The following is a 19771-nucleotide window of genomic DNA, read 5'->3' on the forward strand; positions in this document are numbered from 1 at the left end:
CTGCTCCTCAGACCGCGGCAGCAGCGAGTGCTGCCTGGCGATCCGATTCGTACTCCTGCAGCGACTTCACGTCGAAGCCCTTGTTCAGCGCGGAGAGCGCGCCGACGGCCGCAGACAGCTCGGAGACGGTCGTGAAGATCGGCTTGTCTGCCGCCACGGCCGCAGCGCGGATCTCGTAGCCGTCCGCGCGGGCGGAGCTCCCGGACGGCGTGTTCACGACCATGTCGATCTCACCGTTGTTGATGAGATCCACGATCGTCTCGCCCTCGGCCTGCAGCGAGTGCTTACGCACCGTCGTCGACGTGATGCCGTTACGCGCGAGCACGACCTGCGTGCCCTGCGTCGCGAGCAGCGTGTAGCCGAGCTCCTGGAGGCGGAGCGCCGGAAGCACGATCGAGCGCTTGTCACGATCCGCAACCGACAGGAACACGGTTCCCGAGGTCGGCAGCGAGCTGCCTGCCGCGGCCTGGCTCTTCGCGAACGCGGTCGGGAAGTCCTTGTCCATGCCCATGACCTCACCGGTCGAGCGCATCTCGGGCCCGAGCAGCGAGTCGACGACGAGCCCCTCGTGGGTGCGGAAGCGCTTGAACGGCAGCACCGCCTCCTTCACGGCGATCGGCGCGTCGATCGGCGCGCGCGAACCGTCGCGCTCGGGCAGGAAGCCCTCGTCGATGAGCTGCTGGATCGTCTCGCCGGCCATGAGCCGCGAGGCGGCCTTCGCGAGCGGGATGCCGAGCGCCTTCGACACGAACGGGACGGTACGCGAGGCGCGCGGGTTGGCCTCGAGCACGTAGAGCACGCCCTGGCCGATCGCGAACTGCACGTTGAGCAGGCCGCGCACGCCGACGCCCTCGGCGATGCCGAGCGTTGCCTCGCGGACCTTTGCGATCTCGTCGTGGCCGAGCGTCACGGGCGGCAGGGTGCAGCTCGAGTCACCCGAGTGGACGCCCGCCTCCTCGATGTGCTCCATCACGCCGCCGATGTACAGCTGCTCGCCGTCGTAGAGCGCGTCGACGTCGATCTCGATCGCGTCGTCGAGGAAGCGGTCGACCAGCAGCGGGTGGCCGGGGCCAACGAGGGCGTGGCCCTCGATGCGCTCGAAGTAGCCGTGCAGCGAGTCGGTGTCGTAGACGATCTCCATGCCGCGGCCGCCGAGCACGAACGACGGGCGCACGAGCACGGGGTAGCCGATCTCCTCGGCGACGCGGATCGCGCCCTCCTTGTCGATCGCGGTGCCGTTGCGCGGGGCAAGCAGGTTCGCGCGGTCGAGGATCGCGGAGAATGCGCCGCGCTCCTCGGCGAGGTCGATGGCCTCGGGCGTGGTGCCGAGGATCGGGATCCCGGCGTCCTTCAGCGGCTGCGCGAGCCCGAGGGCGGTCTGCCCGCCGAGCTGCACGACCACGCCGAGGAGCTGGCCGGAGGCCTGCTCAGCGTGGATGACCTCGAGCACGTCCTCGAGCGTGAGCGGCTCGAAGTAGAGCCGGTCGCTCGTGTCGTAGTCGGTCGAAACCGTCTCGGGGTTGCAGTTGATCATGATCGTCTCGTAGCCCGCGTCCGACAGCGCGAACGAGGCGTGCACACACGAGTAGTCGAACTCGACGCCCTGGCCGATGCGGTTCGGGCCGGAGCCGAGGATGACGACCTTCTTGCGGTCTGACGGCGTGACCTCGGTCTCAAGGTCGTACGACGAGTAGTGGTACGGCGTGAGCGCCGGGAACTCGCCCGCGCAGGTGTCGACGGTCTTGAAGACCGGGCGGAGGCCGAGCCCGTGGCGCAGGCCGCGGATCTCCGACTCGGAGACGCCGCGGATGCCGGCGAGCTGCACGTCGGCGAAGCCGTGATCCTTCGCCTCGCGGAGTACCTCGAGCGTGAGCTGCGGTGCGGCCGCGACGCGCTCGGCGATCTCGTTGATGAGCACGATCTGGTCGAGGAACCACGGATCAATCGCGGTCTCAGCGAAGACCTGCTCGATCGTGGCACCGAGGCGCAGCGCCTGCTGCACGTCGACGATGCGGCCGTCAGTCGGGCGACCGATCGTGCCGAGCAGCTCGGCGACGCGCGCCTCCACGGCCTCCGGAGCAACCGGATCCCAGTGGAACGACGTGCCGCGCTTCTCGAGCGAGCGCAGCGACTTCTGCAGCGCGGTCGTGAAGTTGCGGCCGATCGCCATCGACTCGCCAACCGACTTCATGGTCGTCGTGAGGGTGTCGTCGGCGGCCGGGAACTTCTCGAACGCGAAGCGCGGGGTCTTCACCACGACGTAGTCGATCGACGGCTCGAAGCTCGCCGGCGTCACCTCGGTGATGTCGTTGGTGATCTCGTCGAGGCGGTAGCCGAGCGCGAGCTTCGCGGCGATCTTCGCGATCGGGAAGCCGGTGGCCTTCGACGCGAGTGCCGATGAGCGCGAGACGCGCGGGTTCATCTCGATGACGATGACGCGGCCCGTCTTCGGGTCGATCGCGTACTGAATGTTGCAGCCGCCCGTGTTCACGCCGACGCGACGGATGATGTCGATGCCGATGTCGCGGAGGTTCTGGTACTCCCGGTCGGTGAGGGTGAGCGCGGGTGCGACCGTGATGGAGTCACCCGTGTGCACGCCAACAGCGTCAACGTTCTCGATCGAGCAGACGACCACGGTGTTATCCGAGGTGTCGCGCATGAGCTCGAGCTCGTACTCCTTCCAACCGAGGATCGACTCCTCGAGGAGCACCTCGGTCGTCGGGCTGTAGTGCAGGCCGTCGGTGACGATGCGCACGAGCTCTTCCTCGCTGTAGGCGAAGCCCGAGCCGAGGCCGCCCATGGTGAAGGAGGGGCGCACGACGAGGGGGTAGCCGAGATCCTTCGCGTACTCCTTCGCCTGCTCAACGGTGTGCGCGATGTGCGAGCGGGCGACGTCCGCGCCCGACTCGAGCACGAGCTCCTTGAAGATCTGGCGATCCTCGCCGCGGTTGATCGCCTCGATGTTCGCGCCGATGAGCTCGACGTTGTACTTCTCGAGGATGCCGAGCTCGTCGAGCTCCATCGCCGCGTTCAGCGCGGTCTGGCCGCCGAGCGTCGCGAGGATCGCGTCGGGCTTCTCCTTGGCGATGATCGACTCGATGACCTCGGAGGTAATGGGCTCGACGTAGGTCGCGTCGGCGAAGTCGGGGTCGGTCATGATCGTCGCGGGGTTCGAGTTCACGAGGATGACGCGCACGCCCTCCTCGCGGAGCACGCGGCACGCCTGGGTTCCTGAGTAGTCGAACTCGCAGGCCTGACCGATGACGATCGGGCCGGAGCCGATAACGAGGACAGAGTTAATGTCTGTACGTTTGGGCATTCTTCTTAGGCTCCCTGGGTGGTCGAGTCAGCGGCTTCTGCGCGGTTCTGCACCAGCGAGCGGAAGCGGTCAAACAGGTAGATGGTGTCGTGCGGGCCGGCTGCGGCCTCAGGGTGGAACTGCACCGAGAACGCGGGGATGTCGAGGCACTCGAGGCCCTCCACGACGTTGTCGTTCAGGCTGTAGTGACTCACCTGCACGCGGCCGAAGCCGGCGGGCGAATCGATCTCGCCCTCGATGGGCACCTCGACGGCGAAGCCGTGGTTCTGCGCGGTGATCTCCACCCGGCCGGTGCGTTTGTCGAGCACGGGCTGGTTGATGCCGCGGTGGCCGAAGGGCAGCTTGTAGGTGTCGAAGCCGAGCGCGCGGCCGAGCAGCTGGTTGCCGAAGCAGATCCCGAAGAACGGCATGCCGTCGCGCAGCAGCGCAGCCAACATCTCGACCTGGGCGTCGGAGGCCGCCGGGTCGCCGGGGCCGTTCGAGTAGAAGAGCGAATCCGGCGCGAGGGCGCGGATCTCGTCGAGCGTGGTGCCCGCGGGCAGCACGGTCACGTCGAAGCCGTGCTCAGCCAGGTACTGCACCGTCGAGCGCTTCACGCCGAGGTCGAGTACCGCGATGGATCCGACGCGCTCGACGCCGTCAGCAACCGCGACGTCATAGCGCTCCTGGGTCGTCACGACGGCCGAGAGGTTCTTGCCCGCCATGCTCTCCTGCTCGCGCACGATGGTGAGCTGCTCGTCGTCGGAGAGCTCAAGCTCGGCTCCCGAGAAGACGCCACCGCGCATCGCGCCAGCGTCGCGGATGCGGCGGGTGACCGCGCGGGTGTCGATGCCGGAGATGCCGACGACGTCGTGGCTCACGAGATCCTCATCGAGCGAGCGCTCGGCGCGGAAGTTCGAGATACGGCGCGCAGGATCGCGCACGACAAAGCCGTCGACCCAGATACGGTCGGACTCCATGTCGGCGTCGTTCACGCCCGTGTTGCCGATGTGCGGCGTCGTCATGACGACGATCTGGCCGGCGTAGGAGGGGTCCGTAAGGGTCTCCTGGTAGCCGGTCATGCCCGTCGAGAAGACGAGTTCGCCGAGCGTACGCCCGGTCGCGCCGTATGCTCGGCCGACGTAGCGGGTGCCGTCTTCAAGTACGAGCACGGCGGCTCCCTCTGGGCGTGCTGATGCCGGCGGCACCGTCACTTCGTTGGTCGTCGCGGTCACGCGTCCTCCTGGCTCGAGTGGTTGGTCTGGGAAGTATTCTGGGAAATCTCGCTCACGGCCGCAGCGAATCGTCGCTGCTCGGTTGGCGAGGAAAAGCGGAAGCTGGATTCGAGCTCGCGTGCGCCCGCTGCCTGGCTCTGCCACTGCAGCAGCGAAAGGCCGTCGCGCTCGACGATCTTGCCGATGCGGCCAGCGGCTGCGTCGGTGCCACGCAGCTGCGCGCTGGCGATCTCGACGGGGCGCTCGCCCTGCACTGCGATCTCGACGCCGTCGCGGCGCACCGTGACATCCGCCCAGCCTTTGAAGGTGAGGCCGGGGATCGCAACCCGCTCAAGCGGTGCACCCTTCGGCGTCGTGGACACGTAGCTCACGTGCGCGAATTCCGCCGCGACATCGCCCGCGAGGCCAAGCTCGGGCAGGGCGAGTGCCGCGTCTCGTCGCTTGCGCCCGCGCCACGCAACCGCCATGAAGGTCAGCAGGCCTCCGGCAATAACGATCCAGATGACGAGAAACATGGTGCGAGTCATGCGTGTGCTCCGTTCTGGTGGGCCGCGGCGGCGACACGCTCCGCAGCAACAAGTTCGCCGCCCTCAAGCGTAAGGTACCCGCGCCGGATCGTGTGCGTGACGCGGCCGGGCAGCTCCATGCCGAGGAACGGCGAGTTCTGGCTCTGGCCGTGCAGCCGGTCGAGGTCGAAGACGCTCGTGCCCGAAGGGTCGACGAGCACGATGTCGGCGGGCTGGCCTGCGTCGAGCGCGCTCGGATGCTGCCCGTCGGCACCGACCGGAAGCCGGCCGATCTCGGCTGGCTTCTGCGAGAGCAGCGTCTCGAGCTCAGCCCAGCTCGCGTGACCCGGCTCGATGAGCGAGGTAAGCGCGATCGGGAAGGCCGATTCGAGGCCGACCATGCCGAACGCGGCTGAGTCCCACTCGCACTCCTTTGCCTCGACCGGGTGCGGGGCGTGGTCGGTTGCGATGATGTCGATGAGGCCATCAGCGACGGCCTGCCGAAGCGCCCGCACGTCTTCGTCGCGACGCAGCGGCGGGTTCACCTTGTAGCGGGCGTCGTAGCTGCGCGCGAGCTCCTCGGTGAGGATGAGGTGGTGCGGGGTGACCTCGGCGGTGACCTGGATACCGCGGGCCTTCGCCCAGCGGATCACCTCGACCGAGCCGGCAGTCGACAGGTGGCAGATGTGCAGGCGCGCGCCGACGTGCTCGGCGAGCAGCACATCGCGGGCGATGATCGACTCCTCGGCGACCGCGGGCCAGCCTTTCAGGCCGAGCTCGCTCGAGAGCGCCCCCTCATTCATCTGTGAGCCCTCGGTGAGGCGGGGATCCTGCGCGTGCTGCGCGATCACGCCATCAAAGGTCTTCACGTACTCGAGCGCGCGGCGCATGAGCAGCGGGTCGTGGACGCACTTGCCGTCGTCGGAGAACACGCGCACCTCGGCGCGCGACTGCGCCATAGCGCCGATCTCGCTGAGCCGCAGCCCCTCGAGATCCTCCGTGACCGCGCCAATCGGGCGCACGGTCGCGTACCCGGCCGCGTCTCCCAGTGCCTTGACCTGCTCAACGACGCCCGCGGTGTCCTGCACCGGCAGCGTGTTCGCCATCGCGAACACTGTCGTGAAACCGCCTGCCGCGGCCGCGCGGGTGCCCGTGAGCACCGTCTCCGACTGTTCAAAGCCGGGCTCGCGCAGGTGCGTGTGGAGGTCGACGAAGCCGGTGAGCGCGACGAGGCCGTCGGCTTCGATCACGCGCTCCCCCGCCTGCGGTGCGAGCTCACCGGCTGCGGCGCGCTCGACGATCCGGCCGCCTGCAACGCGCAGATCCACCGGAGCTGCGGTCGCGACATCGGCCCCGCGCTCGGTGAGATCTGCGGCAAGTCGAGCACCGCGGATGAGAATACCTTCAGACATGATTTCTCCTTCAGCCTTCAGTTCGTTCGCCAGACAGCAGCAAGTACAGGCAGGCCATGCGCACGGACACGCCGTTCGCGACCTGCTCAAGCACGGTCGAGCGCGGCGAATCGGCGGCGCCCGATGAGATTTCGAGCCCGCGGTTCATGGGGCCCGGGTGCATCACGATCGCGCGCTCGCTCAGGGTGGCAAGCCGGCGGTCGTCAAAGCCCCAGTTGCGGGCGTACTCGCGCTCGTTCGGGAAGAACGCGGCGTGCATCCGCTCGGTCTGGATGCGCAGCATCATCACCACGTCGGGGTTCTCGGCGCGCAGGGCGTCGTCGAGCGAGTGGTAGATCGAGACCGGCCAGTCGCGCACGCCGAACGGCAGGAGCGTCTCGGGAGCGACCAGGCTCACCTTCGCACCGAGCCCGGTGAGCAGCCAGAGGTTCGAGCGGGCGACGCGCGAGTGCGCGATATCGCCGACAATGACGACCGAGACGCCGTCGAGGCCGGCCCCCCGGCTCGCGTCGCCGTGCAGCCGTCGGCGCATCGTGAACGCGTCAAGCAACGCCTGCGTCGGGTGCTCGTGCATGCCGTCGCCAGCATTGAGCACGCCGGCGTCGATCCAGCCGCTCGAGGCGAGCCGCGAGGCCGCCCCGCTCGCCGGGTGGCGGATGATCACGCCGTCTGCACCGATCGCCTGCAGTGTCTGCGCGGTGTCCTTGAGCGACTCGCCCTTCGAGACCGAGCTGCCCTTCGCGCTGAAGTTGATGACGTCGGCCGAGAGCCGTTTCGCGGCCGCCTCGAACGAGATGCGGGTGCGCGTCGAGTCCTCGAAGAAGAGGTTGACGACGGACTTGCCGCGCAGCGTCGGGAGCTTCTTCATCTCGCGCTGCTGCGTGGCCGCCATGTCCTCGGCGGTGTCGAGGATGAGGATCGCGTCGTCTCGGCTCAGCGTGCGTGTGTCGAGCAGGTGTCTCACGAGATTGTCACCGAGTCCTCCCCGTCGTGCTCCGTGAGCTTCACGGAGATGCGCTCCTCACGGGAGCTCGGGAGGTTCTTACCGATGTAGTCGGCCCGAATCGGAAGCTCCCGGTGCCCACGGTCGATGAGCGCGGCGAGGCGCACGGCCTTCGGGCGGCCGTGATCCCCGAGCGCGTCGAGCGCGGCGCGCACGGTGCGACCGGAGTAGGGCACATCGTCGACGAGCACGACCGTCTTGCCGTCGACGCCGAAGGGCATCTCGGTCGGGTGCGGTGTGCGCGTCGGGTGCTGCGCGAGGTCGTCGCGGTACATCGTCACGTCGAGACTACCGACGGGAACCTCGACGCCCTCAATGCGGGAGATGTTCTCGGCGATGCGGCGCGCGAGCATCGAGCCGCGGGTCGGGATACCGACGAGCAGGAGATCGCGAACGCCCTTATTCGCCTCAATAATTTCATGCGAGATTCGGGTCAAGGCCCGCGAAATCTCGGCTCCGTCAAGAACCATTCGCGTGGTCATTCACCGCCCCCCTTCCGCGCCTCACGGGACGCTGTTAAAGAAAAGCTGTTATGGCTAGAGTCTAGCGCACCGCCAGGCTCGCTCGCGCGCCCGACACGGGGTCGGCGCGCGCGAGCGGCCGCAGGCTGTGCCGCGGTGGCTGCCTAGGCTTTCGCGTGTTCCGCGATCTTGCCGAGCACACCGTTGACGAAACGGCTCGAGTCGTCGGTCGAGTACTCCTTGGCAAGCGTGACAGCCTCGTTGATGGCCACTGGGGCCGGAACCTCCGAGTTGTGGAGCATCTCCCACGACGCGATCCGCAAGATCGCGCGATCGACGTTTGGCATGCGGTCGATCGTCCACCCCTGCGCGTAGCTCGCGATGAGGTCGTCGATCTCCGCCTGATGGTCAGTCACTCCGTCGACAATCTCGCGGGCGTACAGCCAGGAAGCGGCGCGGTCAGGCTCGCTGAGCGCACGCTTCGCTTCACTGGCAACAACCTCCATGACCGGAACGTCGAGGACGTCGGCCTGGAAGAGCATGTCGAGGGCGCGCTTACGCGCCTTCGTCCGAGCTGACACGCCTAGTCGTTTACGCGGCCGAGGTAGTCACCCGTGCGGGTGTCAACCTTCACGCGGGTGCCGGCGTCGAGGAACAGCGGCACGTGGATTTCGGCGCCGGTCTCGACGGTTGCGGGCTTGGTGCCGCCGGTCGAGCGGTCGCCCTGGAGGCCCGGCTCGGTGTAGGTGATCTCGAGAACGACCGAAGCCGGGAGCTCGAGGTAGAGCGGGTCGCCCTCGTGAAGGCCAATCTGTACCTGCTGGCTCTCGAGCATGTACTTGTATGCGTCACCGACGACCGTTGCAGACACGGTGATCTGGTCATAGTCGGTGAGGTCCATGAAGACGAAGTCTGCACCGTCCTGGTACAGGTACTGGAAGTCGCGGCGATCGACCGTTGCGGTCTCGATCTTCGTGCCAGCGTTGTAGGTCTTGTCGATGATCTTGCCCGACACGATGTTCTTCTGCTTCGTGCGGACGAACGCGCCGCCCTTACCGGGCTTCACGTGCTGGAACTCGAGGACGCTCCAGAGCTGGCCTGCCTCCTTGATGACGGTGCCATTCTTGATATCGTTCGAGGTTGCCATGCGGTGATCTCCAAAGCCTGAGTGAAAAGTTCATGCGCCGTGCGCGCCGATCTATCCTACACCTTGCCAGTGAGGCGGCTCCGCACGAACTTCGCAGGCTCTCGCCGCGCCAGGCTTGCATCGTTCCGACAAACATTGCACGCCCGCTCCGCCGATCTCCTATGATCGCAGGCATGCACATGCTTCCTCGCACGCTCTGGCACCAGCTGTTCGTCGGCCCGCGCGGCCCCAAGCTCGGTTTCTCAGACGTCTCGCGCTCCACCTTTCGGGTGTGGCCAACCGACCTCGACATTCTGCGACACATGAACAACGGGAAGTACCTCTCGCTCATGGACGTCGGCCGATACGACCTGATGCAGCGCAACGGCGTGCTCGCCCTGTTCAAGGAGCAGGGCTGGTATCCGGTCGTCGTCAACCAGACCATCTCATACCGCAAGTCCTTGAACCCGTGGATGAAGTTCACCATGGAGTCACGGATCCTCGGGATCGACGATCAAGCGGTCTACATGGAGCAGCGATTCGTGCGTCCCGCCCCCAGCTCTTCCGGGATCCCCGGCGAGCCCGAGATCTACGCCCGCGCCATCGTCCGGGCACGGATCCTCCGGCGCTCCGGCGGTGTCGTCCCGATGCACGAGATCATCGAGAAGAGCGGCGTCGACCCGGCGACACTGCACGTTCCCGAGGAGTACCTTGAGTGGGGTTCAACGACCAAGCTGCCGTCGACGCGTGCAGACACTCCGAGCGTCTGGGCGTAGTCCCCAGCGAGCAGCACCGCTGACATGCCATGACCTCAGCGAGGTCATGACGATTTTACTGCCGATCACTCCTGACCTCGCTGAGGTCATGTCTTCTGAGCGCTAGTCAGGGTGAGCTTGCTTTGCACCCTGTTGCGACGAGCCGGTTAGCCGATCGGTGGGCGCGCGCCGAGGTACGGGCCTTGGTTGCCCACCTCACGCGTGTTGACTCTCACGCCACGGTCGGTCGCGTCGAAGAGCTCCCTGGCCGCGAACCGGCCACCACCGACGGCGCCGTGCACCCACGTGAAGCTGCTGCTGTCGATGGGCTCCTCGCCCCCGGCGATGAGCATGAGCTGCAACATGAGCAGCTCAGACAGCGTCGCATGTGGGCCGTGCGCATGACTGAGACCGACAAGTGCAGGCTTCTGGCCAGCTGGAATGAGCCGCAGCGTCCACTCCTGTCCGCCCGAGCGCACACTCGCGACGCCGCGCGGCACCGCGTCGAGCTGGCCGAATTCTGCGACGACCTCGGGCGCAAGCACGAGGGGTGCGGCAAGCGAGAGCGGGCTTGCCGGTTGACGGGCGACCGTGCGGAACAGGATCGTCCACCGCGCTGCACCGAGACCGTACGGCGCAGGGACGGGAACCAGGCTGGGGTCGGCCATCAGCGCACGCGCGAGTGTCGCGTGATCGACGCCCTGTTCCCAGAACGCCTCGGGTTCTGGGACCGTGAGTCCCGCCCAGCCGGCAACCGTGCTGGCGAGCGCGAACGCCCGCTCGAGACGGTCCGCTTCCTGCCCCTCGACGCCGGCGAAGGCAGCCCGGCCGAAATCGCCCTCCCGCGCGGCTCGTGCCGCGTCCTCAAGCAGCTGCTCAGCCTGACTCGAGGGCGGAACACCGCCCGCTGCGTGCTGCGAATCAGCGAGTGCGCCGTCGAGCTCCTCCGCCAAGTCGGCGAAGAGCAGCCGCGCGAGCTGTGGGTGTTCCCCGGGTACTGATGCCATGGTGGTTCCTCCGAGACTGAGCTTAGCGGGCCGCGTCGAACGCCGTCACTCGGTGATGCCGGCGTTCGTCACCAACTGTTCGAGCACGCCGGGAAGCTCCGCAGCGGTATCGAGCCGCATGCCGTCAGGGGCGAAACGTTTCGCGATGTCGTCGGTCCGAATGCCGATCCCGATCACCGTCACGCCCGAGTGACGCAGCCGCGCGAGCTCGATGGCAGCGGCGTCGGCGTCGTTCGAGCCGCCGTCGCTCACGAGAATGGCGACGCGCCGCCGCGCGATTCCGCCCGCGCCACCCGTGCCCCCGTTAGCGAGCCCGAACTCCCGCGCAGCGGCATTGAGCGCCGCGGCATCGTTGGTCGATCCCTGCGGGGAATGGATGGCGGCGTCGAGGGTGCGCCGAGCAAGATCGTCGAGCGCTCCGGCCAGCGGCTTCACCACGAGCGGCGCGGAGTCAAACACGATCAGCGCAGTCCGCAGGCTCAACTCAAGGTCGATGCCCAGGGCACGCTCCTCGGCGGCAATGTCTCGCTCGACGCCGGCAAGCGCTTCCAACATGATGAGCGCCGCGGTAGCCGCGGCCTCCGCTGGCGGCCCCTGCATGGACGCCGAGCGGTCAATCAGGAGGACATAGTCGGTGCTCCCCTCCCGCCGGCTCTTACGCGGCCGACGCTGCCGTGCCAGGAACGCGCGGGGGCGTTCAACCCCGGCTGCCACGTCCGCGACGACACGCACGAGCGAGTCACGGTCAAGCAGATCCCCCTCGGCCTGCGGCAGCCGCGAGAAAGCACGTTCCTCCCGGACACGCTCCGAGACGATCTGCCGCCACACCTCACGCACCTGGTCGATACTCCTTGCGTGTTCGCGAGCACGCTCCCGGTAGTTGAGCAGCGCGGTCGCTCCCGAGCCACCCGTACCAAGCGCCCCGGCCTCGCGCGGGCGATCAGCATTGTCGTCGGGCTCATCACTCGCGATCATCTCGGGAAGCTCAAGCCCTTCCGCCCAGACGCCGGCGGCAGGAAGCGGCGTGGACAGCACCGTGCCCACGAAGCCCGCCTGCTCCGCGGCGAACAGATCGGCGCCCTCAGAGCCCTCACGCTTATCACCGGCGCGAGCCGCCTCCGTCTCACCGTCGGTGGTGGCGTCCCCGCCCTCACCCCCGTCAGCTGCATCCTCGTCCGCGCTACCTCCCGCGGAGTCAAAGCCGGCCTGCTCATCGCCCGCATCATCCTCCGGTTGGCTGCTCCCGCGCTCGCCGCCAAGATCGGCCTGCAGGCCCCGCTCGCTCGCATCGAGCGCGAACAGCCGCTCGTACGGGGGCGCAAGCAGTCCGAAGGCTCGCTCGAAACGCTGCATGGGTGACCGCCGCGGATCGGCGGACACCGCAAGCAGCAGTGCCCCGGCGGTCTCACCGGACACGCCATCAAGCGCGGCGAGCTCGGCGCGCACCTCGGGCGCGAGCGATGCAACGTGCTCGGGCACTGCGGGCACCCCACTCGCCCAGCGCAGCGCCACGGTGTTGAGCACCGCTACAATCCACTGCAGGTGTCGCGGTAGCTCCCCGGGCGCGCTCGCCGTCTGTGCGACCACGGCACGCGCGATCGGAAGCCGCAAGCTCGGCATGACCGCAAGCAGCTCCCCCGCGGCCAGCACACGATCCACCGCGGCGAGCAGCGGCTCTAGCCGCGGAGTGTGCGCACTCAACGCGAGCCTGCGTCGGCGTCGCGCAGGCGCAACACGCACTTCGCGCACGGACTCCCACAGCAGCAGCAGCACGCGAGCGACCATCTCATCGTCAGAGAGCCGCTCGTCAGACACCACCTGCAGCCCAACGTGCGCCACACCATCGCGGACCCACCACTCGGCGCCCTCGTGCAGCTCAACGGGCACACCCACCACAGCGGCCGCAGCCGCAATAGCCCCGCGAACCCCAGACTCGCCATGCGCGTGCACCATACCCACCACACTAGCGAGTGATAGCGTGACCGTATGCTCCCGTTCGACGCACACCCGGTTCTCGCGGAGGCCGTAGAAGTACACCGGGAGCTCACGCGCACCCGCCGTGTTGCCCGTTCCTCCGACTCCCCACGCGCGGCGCTCGCCGCCGACGCCCAGCGCGCACTCGCTGCCCGACTTGCAGCGCTGCATGCTGACCCAGAGACTGGGGAGATCCTCGACCGTGCGCTCACTGAGCGCGCGGCGCTGCTCCGAGCCGCGGTCGAAGCTTGGCGGATCACGCTCGCGCAGCGTGAACTCCGTGAGCAGGCAGCCGCAGTGGCGACGGATGCGGCCCGGGAGCATCGCTCACTCATTCAGGCAGAAGAGCTCCTCATCGGTAACCTGCGAGCGCAGGCAGATCGGTTCGGTGAGCGCCGCAGCGCGCTCCTCGCCGAACGTGTCGACACCGAGGCAACCCGCGACGACCTCCTTGCGGCGCTCGGCGCGCTACGCGTCAGGGAGGCGCGCACACAGTTGCGGCGAGGGCTCCTCCTCACCGGCCAGATGCGCGACATCATCGCGGAGGCGCTGCCCGCGCTGACGCGTGGCGAGCCGCTGCTGCTGCTCGGGGAGACCGGCGGAGCGAAGACCGCGCTTGCTGAGTACCTGTCGCGGGTGATGCTCGGACGTGAGCCGGAGCTCGTCTCGGGCTACGGTGACATCACGAGCTCACAGCTCATCGGCAGTCACGAACTGCGTTCCGATCAGGGCGCCACGGTGAGCGTGTTCGTCGCTGGCCCACTGCTGCGCGCCATGACCGAGGGGCGCCCTGTCATCCTCGACGAGGTGAACGCGATGCCGGCAGAGTTCCTGAAGCGGCTGAACCGGATCCTGCAGCTGCGCCCCGGCGATCGCTTCGCGGTGCAGGAGAACAGTGGCATCGCGATCACCATCGAGCCCGGGTTCGCGATTCTGGCCACGGCGAACGAGCAAACACCCCATCGCTATCGCGGGATCGACCGCATGAGCGCGGAGCTCGTGAACCGCTTTGGCGCGAACAGTTACCGCGTCCACTACCCCGACGCCGGCCTCTCGTACGCCGATGTGCCGCGCGAGAACGCGCTGCTCGCGGCGGCCTCGATTGCGGACGCTGCGGGCGCGGTGCCGCTCTCCACCGACGAACTTGAACGTGTCGCACGTGCGGCGTTCATCAGCCAGCAGGTGTTCGCCGGCTCGCACGGCGAGGGCTTCAATACGTTCGTCTCCACCGAGCGCGAGATCGACGGCAGGCCGGGGCTTGAGGAGTCCGTGCTCGCCCCGCGCACCCTCGTTGCGATCGTGCAGAAGGTGGCGGGCAGCGGCGGTCAGGTTTCGCTCGATCACGCCCTCCGGCGATTCGTCGACGGCGTCATGCACGCGGAGGATCGCCAGGTACTCGCGCTGATTCTACGGTCCCAGGGATTTCTCGCCGGGTAACGCCCCACCAGAGACATGCACTTCGCACACTGACGCCGTGAGATAGTGCGAATCGCACACTGCCGTGGCGCGCATTCGAACGTAGCCTTGCGGAGACCCACTCCTCCCAAGGCAAGGATGCTCATGGCCAGCAGCACGCACGGCGACGACTTCGCCCTCACGAGAGTGCCCCAGGCCTCTCGCAAACACTGGTTCGGAATCGCAGTGCAGCGATTCGGCCAGGTCTCCGCACTCTCGCAGTTCTTGCTCGGAGCGACCCTCGGGTACGCGATGACGTTCGGGGACGCGGTGCTCGCGTTTCTGCTCGGTTCGATCATCCTCGAAGTCGTCATCGTCTTCGTCGGTCTCATCGGCCAGCGCGAAGGCCTGAACACGTCGCTCCTCGCCCGCTGGACAGGTTTCGGTGAGGTCGGGGCAGCGCTCGTTGGCCTGGCAATCGGCATTAGCCTCATCGGCTGGTTCGGAATCCAGTCCGCAATCTCCGCGCAGTCGCTCGACAGCCTCATGCCCGGCGTCTTCCCGGTGTGGGTCTGGAGTCTGCTCTTTGGGCTTGCGGTCACCGCGATCGTCGCCTTCGGGTTCAAGGGCATGCAGTTGCTCGCGAACGTCACGGTTCCGCTGTTCCTTATCCTCGTTGGCTGGTCTGTCATCAGCGAGCTCTCCAAGCACGACATCGGCGAGCTCATGACCGGCCCGCCGCCCGGTCCAACCATGAGTGTCGGGGCAGGCACGGGCATCGTCGCCGGTGGCCTCATCGTCGGCGCGATCATTTCAGCAGATATGACGCGGTTCAACCGCAGCGGCGCCGACGTCGTCAAGCAGACCGTCGTTGGCGTGACACTCGGTGAGTTCGTCATCGGCCTCTCCGGCGTGCTGCTTGCGCACGCGACCGCGAGCGGCGACATCGTCGCCATCATCACCACCTCTGTCGGCTTCGTCGGCCTCCTCATCGTCATCACCGGCACACTGAAGATCAACGACTGGAACCTTTACTCCTCGACGCTCGGGCTCGTGAATTTCATCTCGACGGCATTCGGCAAGAACCTGAACCGGGTCACCACGACAATCGTCCTCGGCGTTGTCGGTTCGGTACTCGCTGCCGCAGGCATCCTCGGTCAGCTCACCGGCTTCCTGACCCTGCTCTCGGTCGCGTTCCCGCCCATCGCAGGCATCATGGTCGCAGAGTACTTCATCGTGAAGCGTTGGCGGCCCGAGCTCGAGTCATCGCGCGCCGAGGGTCGCCTTCCCGTCACCGCGCCACGAGTGGTCCCCGCGACGATCATCATTTGGATCGCTTCCTCGGTCGCTGGCTACTTCATCACCTGGGGCATCCCCGCAGTGTTCTCACTGCTCATTTCCATGGTGCTCTACGTCATCGCAGGCAAGCTGGGCTGGGTACGCGCGATCGGCTCGGTCCGCACCAGGCAGCCAGAGGACGCCGGCGAGTCCGCGTAGCCCCCGTAGCTTCACCCACACGTTCCGCATCACCCCTCAGAAAGCACACACCATGCATATTGGCATCGACGTCGGCGGCACCAACACCGACGCAGCGCTCATGGACGGCAACCGCACCCTCGTCGGCATCAAGCACTCGACGACGCCGGACGTCACCGACGGCATCATCCAGGCCATCGCCGGGCTCCGCGCACAGCACCCATTCAACGGAGCAGACATCACCGCGGTGATGATCGGCACGGCGCACTTCATCAACGCACTCGTCCAGGCCAAGCGCCTCGCGCCTACCGCCGCGCTGCGACTGGGGCTGCCTGCCACCCAAGCCCTGCCGCCGCTCGTCGACTGGCCGGAGACGTTGAAAAGCGCGATCGAGGCGCGCAGCTATCTCGCGCACGGCGGCTATGAGTTCGACGGTCGACCGATCAGCCCGCTCGACCCGGAAGAGCTGCGGGCACACGCGGCCGACATGCAGCGGCACGGCATTCGGTCGGTCGCGATCTCATCGGTCTTCAGCCCGGTGAATCACGACCTTGAGGTCGAGGCCGCGCGGCTCGTTGGTGAGGTGCCCGGCGACGGGGTTGCGATCTCGCTGTCCCACGAAATTGGGCGGATCGGTTTGCTCGAGCGCGAAAACGCTACCGTCATCAACGCCGCGTTGCGGGAACTCGCGTCGGAGATTGTCGACGGGCTAACGGCCGCCGTGCGCGCCGAGGGCATCGACGCGCCGATCTTCCTGAGCCAAAACGACGGCACGCTCATGGACGAGGACTACGTGCGCCGCTACCCGGTGGCAACGTTCGCGTCTGGACCAACAAACTCGATGCGGGGCGCGGCCCTCACCAGCGGGCTCGACACCTGTGCGGTGATCGACGTTGGCGGCACGACCGCCGACGTCGGCCTGCTCATCAACGGTTTCCCCCGTGAGACGGCGAACGAGGTGAAGGTCGCGGGCGTCCGTACGAACTTCCGCATGCCCGACGTACTGTCGCTCGGCATCGGCGGCGGCAGCATCGTGAACCTCGAGACTGCAGAGGTCGGCCCCGAGTCGGTCGGTTACAACCTCGGCACTGACGCACTTGTCTTCGGCGGCACGACGCTCACGGCGACCGACGTTGCCGTTGCAGCCGGCCGGGCAAACATCGGCGATCCCGCACGGGTTGCCCATCTCGATCCCGCATTCGTTCAGCGAGTGCTCGACCGGATCGCGGAGCGGGTAGCCGAGGCAGTGGACCGGATGCGGACCTCGCCCGACCCGATCCCCGTCGTCGCCGTCGGCGGCGGATCCGTGCTCCTCCCCGACGTACTACCGATTTTTGGTGCGGTCTCGAAGCCCGAGAACTACGCCGTCGCCAACGCCATCGGCGCTTCGATCGCGCAGGTTGGCGGAGAGATCGACAAGGTCTATTCAATTGCGCCGGGTCAGCGCGAGGAGACCCTTGCAGCGGTGCGCGGTGAGGCGATCGAGAAGGCGATCGCCGCCGGAGCGAAGCCCGATTCGGTGTCCATTATCGATTTCGATGAGGTGCCGATTCCGTACCTGCCGGGGAACGCCACACGCATTCGCGTGAAGGCTGTCGGCGACCTGAGCATGGGGGCGTCACTGTGAGCTGGACAATTACCGTCGACGACATTGACGACCTCGCGCGAGGCTCAGCCGTACTCGGCACGGGTGGCGGTGGTGACCCCTACATTGGTGGCCTGCTCGCCAAGGAGGCGCTCAGGCGCCACGGTGACGTGACTGTCGTTTCACTCGACGAACTCCCCGACGACGCGGTCGTCGCGTGCGTATCGATGCTCGGCGCCCCGACCGTGATGGTCGAGAAGCTACCGAGTCTCGACGAGGTCATGCGCCCCGTCCGCGAACTCAGCGAACACTACGGCCGGCCCATCACGCACATCATGTGCATCGAGGTGGGCGGGGTGAACTCCACCATCCCGATCGCAGCGGCCGCGGCTACCGGGCTTCCTGTGCTCGATGCTGATGGCATGGGCCGCGCGTTCCCCGAGCTACAGATGGTGCTGCCGACGCTCTACGGCGTCACGTCCTCGCCGCTGGCGTACTCTGACGAAAAGGGCAACGTTGGGGTGCTCCGCACCATTGACAACGCATGGGGAGAGCGGATCATTCGAGTTGCCGCGGTTGAAATGGGCTGCTCAATCATGCTCTCTGGCTTCCACATGTCAGGTGCAACCGCGCGCAAGGCACTCGTCCGTGACTCGCTGTCGCTCTGCATGAACGTTGGTCGGGCAATCGTTGATGCCCGCGCAGACAAGGTCGATGCGGTTGAGCGCGCGACTGACATTCTGGGTGGCCGTGTCCTGTTCGGCGGCAAAGTGACCGATGTGGAACGCGCCACCACCGCAGGCTTTGCCCGCGGGCGTGCGACGATCGAAGAGGGCGGCAGCACCCTCGTGCTGTCGTTCCAAAACGAACACCTCATCGCCGAGCTTGACGGCCGCGTGCTTGCGACGACACCCGATCTCATCATGGTGCTCGACCACGAGAACGGGGAGCCTATCACGACCGAGGGGCTCAGGTACGGACAGCGGGTGCGGGTGATCGCGGCGCCCGCCGATGAGCGGTGGCACTCCCCCGCCGCGATCGAGATGGTCGGGCCACGGTACTTCGGCTACGACCTCGATCCGCACCGCTTCGATGGTACCGTGCGCGCGGGAGCCGCGATCGCTGACGCAGAGTCAGTATCGTGAGCTGGACGCTCACCGCGGAGGATCTCCCGGATCTCGCCCGAGGCGCGACGCTCCTCGGCACGGGCGGCGGCGGCGACCCGTACATCGGTCAGATGCTCGTGCAGCAGGTGCTCGGCGACCGCGGCATCACGATCCTCGACCCCGACGAGCTCGCTGATGACCTGTTCGTGATCCCGACCGCCCAGATGGGCGCGCCGACGGTCATGGTTGAAAAGATTCCGGCCGGCACGGAGCCGCTCGCGGCCCTCCGCACGCTCGAGGCACACCTCGGGCGGCAGGCAGATGCGACCATGCCAATCGAGTGCGGGGGCATCAACTCGATGATCCCGCTCATTGTCGCTGCGGAGTCCGGCCTCCCCGTGGTCGATGCCGACGGCATGGGGCGCGCGTTCCCCGAGCTCTCGATGGAAACGTTCGCCGTCTACGGTGTGCAGGGCTCACCGCTCGCCCTCGCTGGCGAGCGTGGCGAGCACGTCATCATCGACACCGGCTCCGACAACCGGCAGATGGAGTCGTTTGCGCGCGCGATCACGATTCGGCTGGGCGGTGTCGGCCACATCGCCGAGTACGCGATGAGCGGCGCCGATGTACGCCGCACCGCGGTGCCACGCACGCTGTCGATGGCGCTCAACCTCGGCCGGGCGATCCGCGTAGCGCGCGAGCAGCATCGCTCACCGTTCGCGGCGATCGCTGACACCCTGGCGCCGACGCTGTACTCCCACGTTCGCGAGCTCCACGTTGGCAAGGTGGTCGATGTCGAGCGGCGCACGACCGAGGGCTTCGCACGCGGCCGCGCGGTCATCGCCAGCGAGGAGGGCGAGGGCGAGCCGGTCGAGATCGCGTTTCAGAACGAAAACCTCACCGCCTATCGGGGAGCGGAACTGCTCGCAATCGTGCCAGACCTCATCTGCATCGTCGACCATGAAACCGCCGAACCCATCACGACCGAGGGGCTCCGCTACGGTCAACGCGTGCGCGTTCTCGGTATATCGACGCCAGCGCTCATGCGCACGCCGGAGGCGCTCGACACGTTCGGCCCGAGCGCTTTCGGACTCAGCGAAGCCTTTGTCCCCGTTGAGACGCTCGGAGGGGGCGCTGTCGAGGGAGCGTGACACGCTGGCGGGCTACACGGACTCCCCTGCGTCGCCCGCCACGGCAGCGTCGTCAGCGAGCTCGCCGTAGTACTCGCTGGCGCCGTCGAGTACTGGCCGGTCAAGCGTCGCCCCGGTCGTTGGCGGCGTCACAGTGCCCTCGCCATTGGGCGCCTCCGTGTCGGTTGCCGGGTGGGGAATGCGGTAATCGTTGCGCTGCGGCATGCTGCCTCGTTTCGCTCGGGCTGCTCACGCTAACCCGAAGACATGTGTGTTGACCGAATCGCACATGACTGTCAAGC

General features: G+C 67.2%; 17 protein-coding genes. 6 read left to right on the forward strand and 11 right to left on the reverse strand.

The window, feature by feature from the left end; translation table 11 throughout:
• Nucleotides 1–7: 7 nt before the first annotated feature.
• From carB to efp, 8 genes are all read right to left on the reverse strand, one after another.
• Complete coding sequence (carB, locus tag AUL38_RS07975; RefSeq protein WP_059060863.1) at nucleotides 8–3319, reverse strand: carbamoyl-phosphate synthase large subunit; 3312 nt, start codon at nucleotides 3317–3319, stop codon at nucleotides 8–10.
• Between the two features lie 5 nt (nucleotides 3320–3324).
• A complete protein-coding gene (gene carA / locus AUL38_RS07980; protein WP_201023714.1) occupies nucleotides 3325–4533 on the reverse strand; it encodes a glutamine-hydrolyzing carbamoyl-phosphate synthase small subunit in 1209 nt (402 codons plus the stop codon).
• On the reverse strand, nucleotides 4530–5060 hold the full coding sequence (locus AUL38_RS07985) for a hypothetical protein (protein WP_059060865.1): 531 nt from the start codon (nucleotides 5058–5060) through the stop codon (nucleotides 4530–4532). Before AUL38_RS07985 ends, carA begins: the two co-directional genes overlap by 4 nt.
• Nucleotides 5057–6451, reverse strand: coding sequence for a dihydroorotase (locus tag AUL38_RS07990; protein ID WP_059060867.1), 1395 nt, complete (start codon nucleotides 6449–6451; stop codon nucleotides 5057–5059). The genes AUL38_RS07985 and AUL38_RS07990 overlap by 4 nt, the downstream gene beginning before the upstream one ends.
• 10 nt (nucleotides 6452–6461) lie before the next feature.
• On the reverse strand, nucleotides 6462–7415 hold the full coding sequence (locus AUL38_RS07995) for an aspartate carbamoyltransferase catalytic subunit (RefSeq protein ID WP_059060869.1): 954 nt from the start codon (nucleotides 7413–7415) through the stop codon (nucleotides 6462–6464).
• On the reverse strand, nucleotides 7412–7936 hold the full coding sequence (gene pyrR / locus AUL38_RS08000) for a bifunctional pyr operon transcriptional regulator/uracil phosphoribosyltransferase PyrR (protein WP_059060872.1): 525 nt from the start codon (nucleotides 7934–7936) through the stop codon (nucleotides 7412–7414). Before pyrR ends, AUL38_RS07995 begins: the two co-directional genes overlap by 4 nt.
• A gap of 143 nt (nucleotides 7937–8079) precedes the next feature.
• Nucleotides 8080–8496: a transcription antitermination factor NusB gene (nusB, locus tag AUL38_RS08005; protein ID WP_059060874.1), complete on the reverse strand. Its 417-nt coding sequence runs from the start codon at nucleotides 8494–8496 to the stop codon at nucleotides 8080–8082.
• A 2-nt stretch (nucleotides 8497–8498) separates the two neighbouring features.
• Nucleotides 8499–9062 carry an elongation factor P gene (gene efp / locus AUL38_RS08010; protein WP_059060877.1) on the reverse strand — a complete coding sequence of 188 codons (564 nt, stop codon included), beginning with the start codon at nucleotides 9060–9062 and terminating at the stop codon, nucleotides 8499–8501.
• A 173-nt stretch (nucleotides 9063–9235) separates the two neighbouring features.
• Between efp and AUL38_RS08015 the strand changes: the two genes are divergently transcribed.
• Nucleotides 9236–9817, forward strand: a complete 582-nt coding sequence (locus AUL38_RS08015) for an acyl-CoA thioesterase (protein ID WP_201023715.1) — start codon at nucleotides 9236–9238, stop codon at nucleotides 9815–9817.
• 146 nt (nucleotides 9818–9963) lie between these two features.
• On the opposite strand, the gene AUL38_RS08020 is transcribed toward AUL38_RS08015, so the two are convergent.
• Nucleotides 9964–10803 (reverse strand): hypothetical protein, encoded by an 840-nt coding sequence (locus tag AUL38_RS08020; protein ID WP_059060881.1) that lies wholly within the window; start codon nucleotides 10801–10803, stop codon nucleotides 9964–9966.
• A 45-nt stretch (nucleotides 10804–10848) separates the two neighbouring features.
• Nucleotides 10849–12756, reverse strand: a complete 1908-nt coding sequence (locus AUL38_RS08025; protein WP_059060883.1) for a VWA domain-containing protein — start codon at nucleotides 12754–12756, stop codon at nucleotides 10849–10851.
• Nucleotides 12757–12789: 33 nt separating this feature from the next.
• Here AUL38_RS08025 and AUL38_RS08030 point away from each other — a divergent pair, with 33 nt between their 5' ends.
• From AUL38_RS08030 to AUL38_RS08050, 5 genes are all read left to right on the forward strand, one after another.
• Nucleotides 12790–14214: an AAA family ATPase gene (locus AUL38_RS08030; RefSeq protein ID WP_059060885.1), complete on the forward strand. Its 1425-nt coding sequence runs from the start codon at nucleotides 12790–12792 to the stop codon at nucleotides 14212–14214.
• Between the two features lie 123 nt (nucleotides 14215–14337).
• Nucleotides 14338–15669, forward strand: a complete 1332-nt coding sequence (locus AUL38_RS08035) for a cytosine permease (protein WP_059060887.1) — start codon at nucleotides 14338–14340, stop codon at nucleotides 15667–15669.
• Nucleotides 15670–15721: 52 nt separating this feature from the next.
• The gene (locus AUL38_RS08040; protein ID WP_059060889.1) at nucleotides 15722–17275 is read left to right on the forward strand and encodes a hydantoinase/oxoprolinase family protein; all 1554 of its coding nucleotides are present in this window, start codon (nucleotides 15722–15724) and stop codon (nucleotides 17273–17275) included.
• The gene (locus AUL38_RS08045) at nucleotides 17272–18378 is read left to right on the forward strand and encodes a DUF917 domain-containing protein (protein ID WP_059060892.1); all 1107 of its coding nucleotides are present in this window, start codon (nucleotides 17272–17274) and stop codon (nucleotides 18376–18378) included. The genes AUL38_RS08040 and AUL38_RS08045 overlap by 4 nt, the downstream gene beginning before the upstream one ends.
• Complete coding sequence (locus AUL38_RS08050) at nucleotides 18375–19490, forward strand: DUF917 domain-containing protein (protein WP_059060893.1); 1116 nt, start codon at nucleotides 18375–18377, stop codon at nucleotides 19488–19490. The genes AUL38_RS08045 and AUL38_RS08050 overlap by 4 nt, the downstream gene beginning before the upstream one ends.
• Nucleotides 19491–19502: 12 nt before the next feature.
• On the opposite strand, the gene AUL38_RS08055 is transcribed toward AUL38_RS08050, so the two are convergent.
• Nucleotides 19503–19694: a hypothetical protein gene (locus AUL38_RS08055; RefSeq protein WP_059060895.1), complete on the reverse strand. Its 192-nt coding sequence runs from the start codon at nucleotides 19692–19694 to the stop codon at nucleotides 19503–19505.
• Between the last annotated feature and the right edge of the window lie 77 nt (nucleotides 19695–19771).

The sequence above is a fragment of the Leucobacter sp. G161 genome, assembly GCF_001482305.1.
GTDB lineage: Bacteria > Actinomycetota > Actinomycetes > Actinomycetales > Microbacteriaceae > Leucobacter.

Excerpts from the sequence above, each read along its gene's own strand:
- AUL38_RS08015 (WP_201023715.1), top strand. The coding sequence starts at position 9,236 with ATGCACATGCTTCCTCGCACGCTCTGGCACCAGCTGTTCGTCGGCCCG.
- AUL38_RS08020 (WP_059060881.1), bottom strand. The coding sequence starts at position 10,803 with ATGGCATCAGTACCCGGGGAACACCCACAGCTCGCGCGGCTGCTCTTC.
- AUL38_RS08055 (WP_059060895.1), bottom strand. The coding sequence starts at position 19,694 with ATGCCGCAGCGCAACGATTACCGCATTCCCCACCCGGCAACCGACACG.
- AUL38_RS08030 (WP_059060885.1), top strand. The coding sequence starts at position 12,790 with ATGCTCCCGTTCGACGCACACCCGGTTCTCGCGGAGGCCGTAGAAGTA.
- pyrR (WP_059060872.1), bottom strand. The coding sequence starts at position 7,936 with ATGACCACGCGAATGGTTCTTGACGGAGCCGAGATTTCGCGGGCCTTG.
- AUL38_RS07985 (WP_059060865.1), bottom strand. The coding sequence starts at position 5,060 with ATGACTCGCACCATGTTTCTCGTCATCTGGATCGTTATTGCCGGAGGC.
- AUL38_RS08040 (WP_059060889.1), top strand. The coding sequence starts at position 15,722 with ATGCATATTGGCATCGACGTCGGCGGCACCAACACCGACGCAGCGCTC.
- AUL38_RS08035 (WP_059060887.1), top strand. The coding sequence starts at position 14,338 with ATGGCCAGCAGCACGCACGGCGACGACTTCGCCCTCACGAGAGTGCCC.
- carB (WP_059060863.1), bottom strand. The coding sequence starts at position 3,319 with ATGCCCAAACGTACAGACATTAACTCTGTCCTCGTTATCGGCTCCGGC.
- AUL38_RS07990 (WP_059060867.1), bottom strand. The coding sequence starts at position 6,451 with ATGTCTGAAGGTATTCTCATCCGCGGTGCTCGACTTGCCGCAGATCTC.
- efp (WP_059060877.1), bottom strand. The coding sequence starts at position 9,062 with ATGGCAACCTCGAACGATATCAAGAATGGCACCGTCATCAAGGAGGCA.
- AUL38_RS08025 (WP_059060883.1), bottom strand. The coding sequence starts at position 12,756 with ATGGTGCACGCGCATGGCGAGTCTGGGGTTCGCGGGGCTATTGCGGCT.